The organism is Chryseobacterium mulctrae (genome assembly GCF_006175945.1).
In the GTDB taxonomy this organism is placed as follows: Bacteria; Bacteroidota; Bacteroidia; order Flavobacteriales; family Weeksellaceae; genus Chryseobacterium; species Chryseobacterium mulctrae.
Genome location: NZ_VAJL01000001.1, coordinates 2,293,957 through 2,307,612 on the forward strand (window position 1 = coordinate 2,293,957; position 13,656 = coordinate 2,307,612).

The following is a 13,656-nucleotide window of genomic DNA, read 5'->3' on the forward strand; positions in this document are numbered from 1 at the left end:
CGCTTTTTTTATTGTTTCATCGGCTTCATTTCAACTGGAGCCTGCTGAAGTTTCTGCATCGAGTTATTTCCTGGTTTTTTAGGAATATTGTTATTTTGCGGAACATTATTATTCATGGGTGAACTGGAAGCATTACCTGGAACAAGATTACTGTTTTGAGACTGTTGAATATTAGTTGGTTGCCCCGGTCCGTTAAAAGGATTATTTGGCATTTTATTTCCTTTATTATCAGTTGCTTGGAATACGATATCACTTTTAAGATAATTCAGCATTTCCTTAGCTTTAATTCCTTCAGGGGTTTTAGCGTAATTCAAAACGATTTGCTCAAGCTGCAGAATCATCACTTCTTTTCCGCTTGTTTTTCCTGCATTGAATGCATTTAAAAGATTCAGTTTAGGAACTAACGCATCTTTAGGATATTTAAGAACCACCTGCTCTATTTTACCCTGACTTTCTGCAAACTTTTCAGATTCATATAAGGCAAAAGCCATTTTGTATTCGTTTTCAACTTCTTCTGAAGACTTTACAAAAGTATTGCTTTTAGGATTTCTTGCGAATTCTGCAAAAGAACTATAAGGATAATCGGTCAATAAAATCTGTTTTGCTCTGACTGCAGCTTGAGGATTTTTCTCATGATTCATCGCAAAAATTTCATACAAAGCCTGAAGCATTACTTTTTCTTCCGGTTTTACATCTACCAAATCATAAAGCGTTTTTGTTGCTAAAGGAGTATTGGTAAAATAATTCTGATACATTACTCCAAGACCTAATGAAGCAGTGTCTCTATCCTTCTTCAACTGAGATAATTTTCCGGCATCTGAAGGAATTTGCTCAATATAAAATGAAGGTTCAAAACGTCTCGGATTGGGTGCAGAAGTCACTCCCAAAGCTTCATTCTTCATGTCTTGAAGAGATGCCATTTTTTTAGAATAACGCCAGTTGTCAACCAATGCACGATCTCCCCAAACCTGTTTAAAGGTGGATGTACCTTTGCTCACAGTCCCTGTATTTCCAAAATAAAAACCTTTTGCAGCAATCCCAAAATCTTCGAAAGAATTTGAGCTGTTCGCAAAAAGAGAATTGGCATTGTAATCCCCGGTATCAAAACCTTTGCTTCTTTCGGCGCGTCTCCTTTCTTGTTCTTCTCTTTCTTCTTTAATTTTCAGTTTTTCAATATATTTTGCAAAATAATCAGTTTTCTGCGCATCTGACATTTTTGCCAAAGACAGAATACTGTCGTTTTTCTTAATTAAATAATAGTTTTTAGAGATTTTTTTAATGTAATTAGACTGATCTTGCAGCAAAATTTTAGAAGGTTCATACGTCATTGCAACCAATGCAGAATCATAATAAGCTCCTGCTCCGATATAATCATTTCTGTCTAAATAATCTTTACCGATTTCATAATAAGCCAAACCTCTCACCTGTCCGTCTGAAACTTTTTCAAGCAGTGATTTTCTGAAGAATTCCTGCGCTTCTTTTTTCTTACCGGCTTTGTTGGCCATTAAACCTAAAGCATAGAAAAATTCATTCTTTCTGGATCCGTATGTTCCTTTTTTGCTTATTTTTTCAAGATAATCTTTAGCGCCTTCATAATTTCCTTTTCCGTTGAATGTTTTGGCGATCTCGATCTGAGATTTTACTTCAAATTCAAAATCATTGGCATATTTGTAAGCGGCTAAAAAGCTCTCTCTTGCAAGCTCTTGTTTTCCTGTTTCTTGTAAAACCTGACCTCTCAAAAATGCAATTCTGCTTTTTAGTTTTCTGTTGCTGTTGAGTTCAAAAGCACGGTCTAATTCTTTTATAGATTCTTCTTTTTTACCATGATCCAAAAGAGATTCAGCGTAATAAATGCTCAACAGTTTATCATGATCCTTGCTTAATTTTTCACTTTTAAGTTTATTAAAAATTTCATCAGATTTATGATAATTTTTAATTTGTGAATACGCTAAAGCTTCGTAAATATGAGCTAAAGGAAGTCTTTTATCTTCCTTCATGTGAGTGAAAACATAGTTTAAAGCATCTAAAGCTTTAATTGCTTTTCCCTGATAAATTCTAGATTGAGCTAGAATAATATAAGCATCAAAGATTGTTTTGTTCTGCTCCTCTCCTTTTCTGATGACAGAATATTTATTAATTGCTTTCAAAGCTTTTGCTTCAGCAATTTCTAAAACCGTTGCTCCTTTGTTTCCTCCCGGATTGTTAGGATCTTGAGGCATATTTCCAGGCATTCCGGGACCATTTGATAACGCTGTAGGAGCGTTTCTACTATTTTTTTGTGGTCGGTTTACTTCTGCCATTTTCATAGAATTTTCTGCAAAAGCAGAAGATTGTCCCAAATCACTTCCTAAAGGTTGTTCCTCATAAGTTAATATGGGAATATAGGGCGCATAAAAATTATCTTTATGAGCTTTGTCTCTTTCTGTAAACTCACTGTTTAAGGCATCTTTTGCATTAAACAGGGTATTATAATAGGTTGAAAATCCTTTCAAAAACTTTGATCTGGCTTCCGGTTTTTTCACTTTCGTGCCACAGGAAACGACAATAATCGCTGCTAAAAGGAATACTATTTTCTTTTTCATTATTTCAATATAACTCGCTAATTTACTTTTTATTATCAGCAGTTTGATGATTTTGTAAAAATAATAAAATTTTATTTTGAAAATATCTATAATTCCTTCAAAATTTTATAGACTAAATGCGTCGGAAGTCCCATAATGGTATAAAAACTTCCATTAATTTTTTTAATTTTTGACATTCCGAGCCATTCTTGTATACCATAACCTCCTGCTTTGTCGAATGGTTGATAGTTTTTGATATAAAAATCAATTTCTTCATCAGAAATTTCATCAAACTCTACATCTGCAACATCAGTTTCTGTAATGATTTTATCTAAAGTTTTAATGGTAATTCCAGTATAAACCTGATGTATTTTTCCGGATAATGACTTGAGCATTTCTTTTGCCTCAATTTCATTTTTTGGTTTTCCCAAAAACTGATCTTCATTGGCAACGACTGTATCTGCAGTTAATAGAACTTCATCATTTTGCAGATTTCCGAATGCATTTGCTTTTAATTCAGACAAATAAGCTGCAGCGTCTTCTATTTTTATATTTTCGGGTAAAATTTCTTCACAGTCAATTTTCACGACTTCAAAATCAAAACCTAAATTTGACAGTAATTCTTTCCTTCTCGGAGATTGTGATGCTAAAAGTATTTTCATCAGTATTTTATAAATAATAAACGATTAATGGTAGATGATATTTTATATTTCATGAGAATAGATAATTGATTGTAAGTCTTTTATCTATTTTTTGCCATCTTATTTATACAGATTGCGTATTATCATCATGCCATTTTCCCTGAACTTTCATCACCTGCTCAATCACATCACGTACTGCTCCACTTCCACCTTTTATTTGCGAAATATAATCTGCAATTCCTTTTATCTCGGGAACGGCATTTTCAGGACACGTTGCAATTGCCGAATTCTGCATCATATGAAGATCCGGAACATCATCTCCCATCGTTAAGATTTCTTCGTTTTTAAGATTATATTTAGCCTTAAAATCTTCATAATCGACCATTTTATCATGAGATTTTGCATAGTAATCCTGTATTCCTAAATAATTGATTCTATGTCTCACCATTTCGTCGTTTCCTCCGGTAATGACTCCAATCAGATAATCGTTTTTTAAAGCTTTTACCACTGCATATCCATCCAAAACATTCATTACACGACTCATATTTCCTCCGGGCATTAGATAAACGCTTCCGTCTGTAAATACACCGTCTACATCAAATACAAATGCTTTTATATCTTTTAATTTCTCTTTATAACTCATTTTAATTAATGATTGATAAATGTTAATTGATGAATGATAAAAATCAAATCAATCGCATTTATTAATTCCTTGTTTTTTATTAATAAATATATTAGTCGAGATTGTAAGTAAGTCTTACTGTAATTCTCGCTGATTTTTCCTTACTTGATGTATCAAAATTTCCTCCATAACTATCTTCATCTGTAGAACCTTTTGCAGTAATTTGAAAAACACCCATCGAAGCGTCTTTTAATTTGCCAAGGTCTCCATCTGCACTTTTTACAATTTTCTCCGCTCTTTCTCTCGCATCTTTGGAGCCTTGTTCTATCAAGCTATGTTTCAACGAAGAAAGGTCAGAATAAGTATATTGTGCTGAAGATGGTTCAAACTGTACTCCACTATTGATGAGTTCTGCAGTTTTATCAATTACGCTTTCAATTTTTTTCATCAAAGCCGGATTTTTCTTAGCTCTGAAAAATACACTTTGGGTAGCTTTGTATCCGTCAAAAACATCTTCAGATTTTTCTGCTCCATCTGCTTCTTTTGTAGTAACCGTACGATAAGACCTTGAAAAATTGACTCCGCCAAAAGCAAATTCACCAGCTTTGAAACCTTTGCTGTAGAAAAATGCCTTTACTTTTTCTTTGTCTTGCGAAATCAGATTGTATGCTTCTTTTGCATCCATTGCATTTGCATCAAAACTTCCGCCCCAACTTATTTCGTCTGAAATAAAATCTTTTGAACCAAGACCAGTGACGGATATTGTATCTTGTTTTAAATTTCTGTTTTTAAAACTTGAACCTAAGACGAAAGCTGTAATAACGATTGCTGCTCCGATGATGAGAGAACGAATAATTTTTGTGTCCATTTTTTCGGTTTTCATCAAAGTTAAAAATTTATGGTAATTGATACATTTTTTTAATTGAATGATTTATTGTTTTATAAATCTCAAGACTTTCATCTTTTAATAACTGCTCATGCAATTCCAAAACTCTTTGGTCGTTTCTTACGGCAGGTCCGGTTTGGGCTGATTTAGGATCTATTTCATTAATTTTCTGAACTGTTTCATTAATCAACGGTAAAAAATAATCAAACGGAATTTCTTGTGCATCTGAAATTTCCTTGGCTCTTGCAAAAAGATGATTCACAAAGTTGCAGGCAAATACTGCAGTTAGATGAATATATTTTCTTTTTTCATGGGTGCTTTCCATTACATTATCTGAAATTTTAGAAGCCAAATCAGTTAAAGTTTTTTGGTCTTCTTCATTTTCAGCTTCAATAAAAAAAGGAATTTTCTTGTAATCTAAATTTTTAGTTTTAGAAAAAGTCTGTAAAGGGTAGAAACTGGATTTCCTGTACTCTCCAACCAAAATTTCTTTCGGAAGAGATCCTGAAGTATGGGCAACGAGACAATCTTTTTTAGTAATCAATTTAGAAATAGCTCCTATAGAACCGTCACTTACACAAATAATATACAAATCCGAATCAACTAGATTTTTAGTTGAATTTGAAATATTTAATTCTTCTGAAATTTTATTCAATTCTTTCTCATTTCTTCCAAAGATTTGGGCTATGGAAATACCATTTTGAACGAAAGCTTTTGCCAAATGATAGGCAACATTCCCGGAACCGATAATGACTGTTTGCATAAAACAAAGATAAGAGTTTTTAGTTTTGAGATGAAAGCCGAATTATAATGGACATTTTAGAATAAATATTGTTGCTATAAATCTTAAAAGTTAATATATTGGACTCAAAATTGAATAAGTAATTTAACTTTTAGATATTTTTGTAATCCAAAACAATGAAAGCATCTTATGAAGATTAAAGACGCAGAAATTATTGCGCTGATGCAAAACCCACGAACACTTGATAAAGGTATTCGGGTGTTGATGGATGCTTATCAGAGTAGATTATATTGGCATATCAGACGCATTATTGTAGATGGAGACCTAGCTCAGGACACTTTGCAGGAAACATTTATAAAAGCTTACCAAAATTTTCATCAGTTTAAAAATGACAGTCAGTTGTATACTTGGCTGTACAGAATTGCAACCAATGAAGCTTTGCAGCAGATTAATAAACTGAAAAAAATGCAGAAAACCGATGAAGATCCGGAATATTATATGCAGAATCTGGTTGCCGATAACACACACAGTGATGCTGAAGAAATACAAGTTTTTTTGCAAAGAGCTATACAAAGCCTGCCCGAAAAGCAGAAACTGGTATTTATGATGCGGTATTATGATGATTTACCTTACGAAGAAATATCAAAAATAGTTGATATGTCGGTAGGAACTTTAAAAACAAATTATCATTACGCCAAACAAAAAATAGAAGAATATATCAAAGAGAATTACGAGAGATAATTTTTGAGAACCCACAACATGAAAGATTTTGATCTAGAAAAATTAGAGCGCCAAAACATTTATAAAATGCCAGACAATATGTTTGAAAGCATTCAGAATAGAGTGTTGAGCGAAGTGAATGATTTTGATCTAGAAAAATTAGAACGCAAAAACATTTACAAAGTCCCTGAAAATATTTTTGAAAATATTCAGGACAGAGTGATGAGTGAAATAAAAGCTGAACGCAAAGCTCCGATTTTCAAATTGAATTGGGGATATGCTGCAGCAGCGTCTTTGGCTCTTATTTTCGGAGCGACATTTGTATATCAATCTAATTCAGATTCTTCTACAAATGGAGATTTAAATGGAAATTATGCTGATAACAGAACAGCCCCTAAAAAGGAAAGTCAGATAGCATACGAAACTTTAGAGTCAGATTTAACTTCAGTAGAAAATCGTGATCAAAGAGTTGAAAAACAAATGGATATAAAGCCTGTGGTTTCGCAGGTTGTTAATAATAATTCGGGAAATCAAAATAAAAAAGCGATAAAAACGGCTAATGAAATCCATATGAATGAATATTTAGAATCGCTTCCCAATTCAGAAATTGCAGAATTGGCAAACAATTCCAGTCAAGATGTTTATTTAGATTTATATAATTAAAAGAAAGATGAAAAAAATATTATTTACACTTTTTATTATCTCAAGTTTTGGGCTCAAAGCTCAAATCAAAGAGTATGATTGGAAGAAAATGAATCCCGATCAAAGAAAAGAGGTAATAAACAATCTTTCGCCAGATGAAAGAAAAGCGCTTCTTACGCAATTCAGGAATAACATGGTTGTTGATATGCTGGATGTTGCTCCACAGGATAAAGCAGAATTTACTGCGATGTATAATGAATATTTAGACAATCAGAAAAAAATTAAAAGTCAGTTCGATTCAAATTTTGACCCGGCAAAACTCACGGAAGAAGAAGCAAAAGTAAAACTTCAGCAAAGTTTTGATGTAGGGCAAAAATTATTCGATAATAGAAAAAAGTATGCTGAGAAGATGCAGACTGTGATTCCTTGTCAAAAAGTCTTGAAGCTTTTTCAGTCTGAGGGAATGATGAGAGATAAAATGAATGAAAGAAAACCTCACGGCGGAAAAAAGAATGCTTCAGAATCGAAGCAAACTCCATAATAGTTTATTTTTTTAATGTTGGACGACTCTTGCAATTTATTGTGAGGGTCGTTTAATTTTTAAGAAATATCTATTTTTGCAAAAAAATAATTATGAAAAAAGTATTTCAGGTTGTATTCTCTTTTATGGCAATCTTATCATTTTCTCAGGCTACAGAAGCTATCAAATTTAGAGGAAATATTACCAGATTTGATGATGTTACTTATAAAGGATTTAAGGTTTTAGATCAAAGACAAGATAAATCAATCGGTATGATCCCTTTTGGTGATAATAAAGAAATGAAAGAAGTTGTTTTTCCTACAACTCCTGGAAATGATTTTCAAGCTTGGTTTAATAAAGGGAATTCTTTAACGGGGAAAAATGAATTGGTTCTTATTTTAAAGAGATTGAAACTTTCAACAGGAGAAAGTGACGGAAAAAAAACAAACGGAAAAATGGATTTCGCTGCACAATTATTTCAAAAAGAAGGAGATAAATACAGATTTTTGTATAAAAAAGATACTGTTTTTGCTTTTCAGGATAAAGAAGTTTCAGAATTAATGGTAAAAAATATTCCAACGATTTTTTCTATTTTTATTAAAAAAGCTTACACTTTAGAACCTATTCAAAATGCAGTAACATTCAATGATCTTGTTGATTATGAAGCTTATACTAAAAATAACTACGAAGCTTTTAAAAATGAACAATTAAAGGATGGAATCTATTTAGACTTCACTTCGTTTTTCAATCAAAATCCGGAACAAGGAAATTATATTTTAGAAAGAAATGATAAAGGAGAAGTTACGAAAGCAATAAAAATAGAGAACGGTAAAAAAGATAAGATACCTGCTTATAAAATGTTTGCTTATGTTGAAAACGGAAAAGCTTATAGAAAAACGATGTCTGGGTTCATAGAAATCAATAAAAATGAGAATGGATTTTATGTAGTGGCAAACAGAGGATATATTTTTCCTGCGCAATACAACAGTACCTACGGCATGTTTGGCTTAATAGGAGCGGTTGCTGGTTCTATCGACCAAGCAGCTAAACAAAAGAAAATGAAAAATGAAGATAAAGAAGAAATTTACATAGATTCTTTGACGGGAGAATACGATTTTTCTGATAAATAAATAATAATTTCATTGCTTACAGATTAAGAGAGACAATTTGTCCCTCTTTTTTTTATCTTTGCAAATTACATAGTTCTTAAATGAAAAACATACGAAATTTTTGCATAATCGCCCATATTGACCACGGTAAGAGTACTTTGGCAGACCGTCTTTTGGAGTACACCAATACGGTGACCCAACGAGAATTACAATCTCAGACGCTTGATGATATGGATTTGGAAAAAGAACGTGGGATTACGATTAAATCTCACGCCATCCAGATGGATTATGAGCTTAATGGCGAAAAATATACTTTAAACCTTATTGATACACCGGGACACGTAGATTTTTCTTACGAAGTTTCCCGTTCAATTGCAGCTTGTGAAGGCGCACTTTTAATTGTAGATGCTGCGCAAAGTATTCAGGCACAAACAATTTCAAATTTATATCTGGCTTTAGAAAATGACTTGGAAATTATTCCGATTCTTAATAAAATAGATCTTCCGTCTGCAAATCCTGAAGAAGTTACCGACGAAATTATGGGACTTTTAGGATGCAAATATGAAGACGTTCTTAGAGTTTCTGGTAAAACAGGGGAAGGAGTTCACGAACTATTGGAAGAAATTGTAAAAAGAGTTCCGCCTCCGGTTGGAGATCCTAAAGCTCCGCTTCAAGCTTTGATTTTTGATTCTGTTTATAACCCTTTCAGAGGAATTGAAGCGTATTTTAAAATCGTAAACGGAAGTATTTCTAAAAACGAAAAAATTAAATTTTTCGCAACAGGAAAAGAATACGGAGCTGATGAAGTAGGAACTTTAAAATTAAAACAGGTTCCAAAGAAAACGATAGAATGTGGTGATGTAGGTTACCTTATTTCAGGGATTAAAGATGCCCGTGAAGTAAAAGTAGGAGATACAATTACCTCTTTTGTAAATCCTGCAGATGGACCAATTGATGGTTTTGAAGAAGTAAAACCAATGGTTTTTGCCGGAATTTACCCTATCGAATCTGAGGATTTTGAAGAATTGAGATTCTCATTAGAAAAATTAAGATTAAATGATGCTTCTTTGGTTTTCGAACCGGAAAGTTCTGCAGCATTAGGCTTCGGTTTCCGTTGCGGATTCTTAGGAATGCTTCACATGGAAATCGTTCAGGAACGTTTAGAGAGAGAATTTAATATGAACGTGATTACTACGGTTCCCAACGTTTCATATCACGGATATTCTAAAAAAGATCCTGAAACTGCAATTTTAATCAACAACCCGTCTGAAATGATTGATCCTAATCTTTTAGATAGGGTAGAAGAGCCTTATATTAAAGCTTCAATCATTACAAAATCTGATTTCGTTGGAGCTGTAATGACACTATGTATTGAGAAAAGAGGTGAAATTGTTAACCAAAGTTATCTGACTGCAGATAGAGTAGAATTGACTTTCAATATGCCATTGGCGGAAGTTGTTTTCGATTTCTATGATAGATTAAAATCAATTTCTAAAGGATATGCTTCATTCGATTACTCACCAATCGGAATGCGTGCTTCTAAATTGGTGAAAATGGACATCCTGATCAACGGAGATATGGTAGATGCTTTATCTTCATTGATTCATGATTCTAATGCATATTACATTGGTAAAAGAATGTGTGAAAAACTTCGTGAGCTGATCCCGAGACAACAGTTTGATATTGCTGTTCAGGCTGCTTTAGGAGCGAAAGTTATTGCGAGAGAAACCATTAAAGCTTTAAGAAAAGATGTTACCGCAAAATGTTATGGTGGAGATATTTCAAGAAAGAGAAAGCTTCTTGAAAAGCAGAAAGAAGGTAAGAAAAAGATGAAGCAAATTGGTAGAGTAGAAGTTCCGCAATCAGCATTTATGGCTGTTTTGAAACTGAATGACTAGCTAAAGAGCCAAGTAAAAAGGCAAGAGATAAAAGTAAAATCCGCAGAAATTTTCTGCGGATTTTTTATTTTACTTCAAAATAATGTTTTTGGTTTTTTATAATTTGTTTATCGTAATTCATTGTAAATTCATCTGATGAAGAACTTCCAGTCCAAATTTTAAATTTGCCTTGACTTTTTCCTGTTAAATAATTAACTGAGACAACAATGATTTCATCTGGATTGAGTTCCCAATAACGATATTGCCATCTGGGATCACCACATATAAAGGCATTGTCATTCCATATTGTTTGCCATTTATTTTTATCACTGAGAACAGCTAAAGGAAAATTTTTAAATTCAGAAAGACATAATTTTCGTCCAGAAATATTTTTTATAAATACAGGGAAAGCTTTATATTTTTTTATATCTCCAGTTTCGTAGTTGTAAGCATATTTTGGAATAGTATCCTGAATTTTAATTTCAATTTTTACATTACGATTGGAAAAAGAGTCAAAATCGATAGGAGTTTCAGAAAATTTTATTCTGTCAAAAGTTGGATGAAAATATTTTAAGAGTTCTTTTTCCCTCTGTAATTCGTCAGCATTAATTATATAATTTGGATTTGGTTCGGGTGGAGCAATCATTGATTTGTTATATTTCACATCAATTTTGGTAGTATCTTTTCCAATATAGATTATTCCAGATCCGCTTTCTCCGATTCCTTCATTAAACTTTTGAAAAGTCAGTTTCTCATCTTTTGGGAAACTCAAGACAATATCATCTGCAAAAGATTTTTCTTCCTTGCAGCTTATCAGGAATACAATTAAAATCAAAAGGAATTTATTCATTCAAATCTTTTTGTAAGAATTTTGAATGTACAAAAAAACCGCTTCAGGTGAAACGGCTTAGGTCTTATTTTTTTGTGTATTTTATTTCCATTGTTTTGTACTCTTTGCCTGTTTTAGAATCAGGACCATACATTTCTAATGTTTGATGAGTATCGTCAACAAAAGTATAAACTTCTCTCATATTACAGTCTTTTCCGGGTCTTGTAGGATCTGTCATTTTTCCTTTAAATTCAATTGATTTTTTGGATGCATCCCAATCTCCTTCCATGGTCATTAATCCGGTTCCCATATTGTCGATCCAAGTACTTACAAATTTCTTTTTAGCATTGTCATAACCTGTAATACTCATTCCTTCAAAAGGCATTCCCATAAAATTTCCTTTGTGTTCGCTAGATTGATATCGTCCATCAAAGATCATTTTATTGGTCGTTGTCGATGTACTTGTCATAGGTTTTCCACCGTCTTCCATCCACATCGTATTTTCTCCGGACCAAACCCCATCAGATTTTGCCAGCATTTTCTGCATATCTCCAGGAGTAGCAAAATCCATCCATGCTTTGTTTGCGGTTGCAGAATCTACCGGTTTCCATTCTTCGTTGGTGATAGAATCTGTTCCGGTTGAAGTTTTCACGTCAATTTTTGCTTTATCACATGCGATGAATAGAAGAGCAGCGCAGGCTGCAAAGAATAAATTTTTCATAAATATTTAGTTTTAAGATGATTATAAATGTAGCAAAAAATAGAATCGGAAAAAATATTATTTTATTTTTGAAATTAAAGTTTCTAATGGTTACTTTTGTGTACTCGTAACGCAAATTAAATTATGGATTCTCCTAAAAAATTACAGGATATAAAAGTTGCTGTAGACGCAGTTATTTTCGGATATTTTGATAAAAAAGATCTTCAGATTCTTTTAATTAAAAGAAATATTGAACCATTCAAAGGAGGTTGGGCACTTCCGGGAGGCTTAGTTTTAGATGATGAAAATCTGGATGATGCAGTAAAAAGAGAATTAAAGGAAGAGGCGGGTATAAAACCTGATTTTTTGGAACAACTTTATACTTTTGGTAACGTAGGTCGTGATCCTAGAAATAGAGTGGTTTCAGTGGCTTATTTAGGGCTGGTTAATCCTTCTTATCATGAATTGTTTGCTGATTCTGATGCTGAAGATGCACAATGGTTCAGTGTGAATCAACTTCCGAAATTGGCTTTTGATCATCAAACGATTATTGATATTGCGTTAAAAAGACTTCGTACAAAAATTCAATATCAACCGATTGGCTTTAATCTCTTAAATGATGAATTTGTGTTTTCTGAACTTGAGAATCTCTATAAAACCATCATTGGACAGGAAATTGACCGTCGAAATTTCAGAAAAAAAATAATGAGTTACGGACTTTTAAATGAAACCAATAACTTAAAAAAAGAAGGCAGCGGCAGACCTGGAAAATTATTTACTTTCAATCAAGAGAAATATAAAGAACTTGAAGAGCAGGGTTTTTATTTCGAGATCAAATAAATTTAAACACAGATATCACTAATTTTTACACTAATTTTCACCAATGATTTTTCCCCTTTGTCATTCAGAACGGAGCAATGCGGAGTGAAGAATCTTTTAATGTAATTTAAAGATTCTTTCTACATCAAAATTATAAGTTCAATAAATACAATTTTAACATCAATAGGAACGGGCTTTAGCCCGTTTTTTAATAAACAAAAATTCCAATCGGCTTTAGCCAAAAACTTAAATGAACAATAATCATTTGTGCTATTAGTGAAAAATATTTGTGTAATTCGTGTTTTATAAAATAAATTTTTATACCTGAAAATCAATCAATTAAATTAATTAGCGTAAAATAAACACAAATAAATTTGGAAGTTAAAACCATAATCTTTTACATTTGTGTAATAATAACGCAATCATGATACACATTAGAAAATATCATTAAGAAATTTCAGAATAAAGAAAAATTAGATTTTCTATTCTTTTGGGGACATACTGTGAAAGAAGAAATTACAAAAGCATGTTTCAGCCAATGGTTTCCTTATGAATTTGAAGAAAATGGAATGAGTTATAAAACTGCTGAACATTATATGATGGCTGGAAAAGCTAAATTATTTAATGATATTGAAACTTTAGAACAAATTTTAAAAGCAGAGACTCCAAATCAGGCAAAAAGTTTAGGAAGAAAAGTCAAAAATTTTGATCCTCAACTTTGGGATGAACATAAATATGAAATCGTAAAACAGGGAAATCTGTTGAAGTTTTCACAAAACGAAAAATTTAAAGAATTTTTGCTTTCAACAAACGATAAAATTTTGGTAGAAGCGAGTCCTTACGATACAATTTGGGGAATCGGAATGCTGGAAACGGATCCAAAAGCGGAAAATCCACAACAATGGAATGGTGAAAATTTATTAGGATTTGCTTTAATGGAAGTAAGAGACGAATTAAGAAGGTAAAAAACACAAAACCAAACATAAAA

The 13,656-nt window shown here is 32.5% G+C and carries 14 protein-coding genes; 7 read left to right on the top strand and 7 right to left on the bottom strand.

Going from position 1 to position 13,656, the window contains the following annotated elements; translation table 11 throughout:
• Positions 1 to 8: 8 nt before the first annotated feature.
• From porW to FDY99_RS10465, 5 genes are all read right to left on the bottom strand, one after another.
• Positions 9 to 2,582, bottom strand: coding sequence for a type IX secretion system periplasmic lipoprotein PorW/SprE (porW, locus tag FDY99_RS10445; protein WP_228448770.1), 2,574 nt, complete (start codon positions 2,580 to 2,582; stop codon positions 9 to 11).
• An 86-nt stretch (positions 2,583 to 2,668) separates the two neighbouring features.
• Complete coding sequence (locus tag FDY99_RS10450) at positions 2,669 to 3,223, bottom strand: Maf family protein (protein ID WP_139421308.1); 555 nt, start codon at positions 3,221 to 3,223, stop codon at positions 2,669 to 2,671.
• Positions 3,224 to 3,326: 103 nt separating this feature from the next.
• Complete coding sequence (locus FDY99_RS10455) at positions 3,327 to 3,845, bottom strand: KdsC family phosphatase (RefSeq protein ID WP_102979063.1); 519 nt, start codon at positions 3,843 to 3,845, stop codon at positions 3,327 to 3,329.
• 91 nt (positions 3,846 to 3,936) lie between these two features.
• Entirely contained in the window at positions 3,937 to 4,692 is a 756-nt protein-coding gene (locus tag FDY99_RS10460) for an SIMPL domain-containing protein (protein WP_162304161.1), read from the bottom strand.
• Positions 4,693 to 4,720: 28 nt separating this feature from the next.
• Positions 4,721 to 5,473, bottom strand: a complete 753-nt coding sequence (locus tag FDY99_RS10465; RefSeq protein ID WP_139421312.1) for a Rossmann-like and DUF2520 domain-containing protein — start codon at positions 5,471 to 5,473, stop codon at positions 4,721 to 4,723.
• 168 nt (positions 5,474 to 5,641) lie between these two features.
• On the opposite strand from FDY99_RS10465, the gene FDY99_RS10470 reads away from it, so the two are divergent.
• The 5 genes from FDY99_RS10470 (at position 5,642) to lepA (ending at position 10,341) form a co-directional block, all read left to right on the top strand.
• Positions 5,642 to 6,193, top strand: a complete 552-nt coding sequence (locus FDY99_RS10470) for an RNA polymerase sigma factor (RefSeq protein ID WP_074230539.1) — start codon at positions 5,642 to 5,644, stop codon at positions 6,191 to 6,193.
• A 66-nt stretch (positions 6,194 to 6,259) separates the two neighbouring features.
• Positions 6,260 to 6,835, top strand: a complete 576-nt coding sequence (locus tag FDY99_RS10475) for a hypothetical protein (protein ID WP_228448771.1) — start codon at positions 6,260 to 6,262, stop codon at positions 6,833 to 6,835.
• A 7-nt stretch (positions 6,836 to 6,842) separates the two neighbouring features.
• Positions 6,843 to 7,355, top strand: coding sequence for a hypothetical protein (locus tag FDY99_RS10480; protein WP_074230538.1), 513 nt, complete (start codon positions 6,843 to 6,845; stop codon positions 7,353 to 7,355).
• Positions 7,356 to 7,447: 92 nt separating this feature from the next.
• Complete coding sequence (locus FDY99_RS10485) at positions 7,448 to 8,464, top strand: hypothetical protein (RefSeq protein ID WP_139421314.1); 1,017 nt, start codon at positions 7,448 to 7,450, stop codon at positions 8,462 to 8,464.
• 80 nt (positions 8,465 to 8,544) lie between these two features.
• Positions 8,545 to 10,341 (top strand): translation elongation factor 4, encoded by a 1,797-nt coding sequence (gene lepA, locus FDY99_RS10490; protein WP_074230536.1) that lies wholly within the window; start codon positions 8,545 to 8,547, stop codon positions 10,339 to 10,341.
• Between the two features lie 64 nt (positions 10,342 to 10,405).
• On the opposite strand, the gene FDY99_RS10495 is transcribed toward lepA, so the two are convergent.
• A complete protein-coding gene (locus FDY99_RS10495; RefSeq protein WP_139421316.1) occupies positions 10,406 to 11,170 on the bottom strand; it encodes a hypothetical protein in 765 nt (254 codons plus the stop codon).
• Positions 11,171 to 11,234: 64 nt separating this feature from the next.
• On the bottom strand, positions 11,235 to 11,870 hold the full coding sequence (locus FDY99_RS10500) for a DUF1579 domain-containing protein (protein WP_139421318.1): 636 nt from the start codon (positions 11,868 to 11,870) through the stop codon (positions 11,235 to 11,237).
• Positions 11,871 to 11,993: 123 nt separating this feature from the next.
• Here FDY99_RS10500 and FDY99_RS10505 point away from each other — a divergent pair, with 123 nt between their 5' ends.
• Positions 11,994 to 12,689, top strand: a complete 696-nt coding sequence (locus FDY99_RS10505) for an NUDIX hydrolase (RefSeq protein ID WP_074230534.1) — start codon at positions 11,994 to 11,996, stop codon at positions 12,687 to 12,689.
• A 422-nt stretch (positions 12,690 to 13,111) separates the two neighbouring features.
• On the top strand, positions 13,112 to 13,633 hold the full coding sequence (locus FDY99_RS10510; RefSeq protein ID WP_139421319.1) for an NADAR family protein: 522 nt from the start codon (positions 13,112 to 13,114) through the stop codon (positions 13,631 to 13,633).
• The last annotated feature ends 23 nt before the right edge of the window (positions 13,634 to 13,656 follow it).

Coding starts and splice junctions, on each gene's coding strand:
- porW (WP_228448770.1), bottom strand. CDS start 2,582: ATGAAAAAGAAAATAGTATTCCTTTTAGCAGCGATTATTGTCGTTTCC.
- FDY99_RS10450 (WP_139421308.1), bottom strand. CDS start 3,223: ATGAAAATACTTTTAGCATCACAATCTCCGAGAAGGAAAGAATTACTG.
- FDY99_RS10455 (WP_102979063.1), bottom strand. CDS start 3,845: ATGAGTTATAAAGAGAAATTAAAAGATATAAAAGCATTTGTATTTGAT.
- FDY99_RS10460 (WP_162304161.1), bottom strand. CDS start 4,692: ATGGACACAAAAATTATTCGTTCTCTCATCATCGGAGCAGCAATCGTT.
- FDY99_RS10465 (WP_139421312.1), bottom strand. CDS start 5,473: ATGCAAACAGTCATTATCGGTTCCGGGAATGTTGCCTATCATTTGGCA.
- FDY99_RS10470 (WP_074230539.1), top strand. CDS start 5,642: ATGAAGATTAAAGACGCAGAAATTATTGCGCTGATGCAAAACCCACGA.
- FDY99_RS10475 (WP_228448771.1), top strand. CDS start 6,260: ATGCCAGACAATATGTTTGAAAGCATTCAGAATAGAGTGTTGAGCGAA.
- FDY99_RS10480 (WP_074230538.1), top strand. CDS start 6,843: ATGAAAAAAATATTATTTACACTTTTTATTATCTCAAGTTTTGGGCTC.
- FDY99_RS10485 (WP_139421314.1), top strand. CDS start 7,448: ATGAAAAAAGTATTTCAGGTTGTATTCTCTTTTATGGCAATCTTATCA.
- lepA (WP_074230536.1), top strand. CDS start 8,545: ATGAAAAACATACGAAATTTTTGCATAATCGCCCATATTGACCACGGT.
- FDY99_RS10495 (WP_139421316.1), bottom strand. CDS start 11,170: ATGAATAAATTCCTTTTGATTTTAATTGTATTCCTGATAAGCTGCAAG.
- FDY99_RS10500 (WP_139421318.1), bottom strand. CDS start 11,870: ATGAAAAATTTATTCTTTGCAGCCTGCGCTGCTCTTCTATTCATCGCA.
- FDY99_RS10505 (WP_074230534.1), top strand. CDS start 11,994: ATGGATTCTCCTAAAAAATTACAGGATATAAAAGTTGCTGTAGACGCA.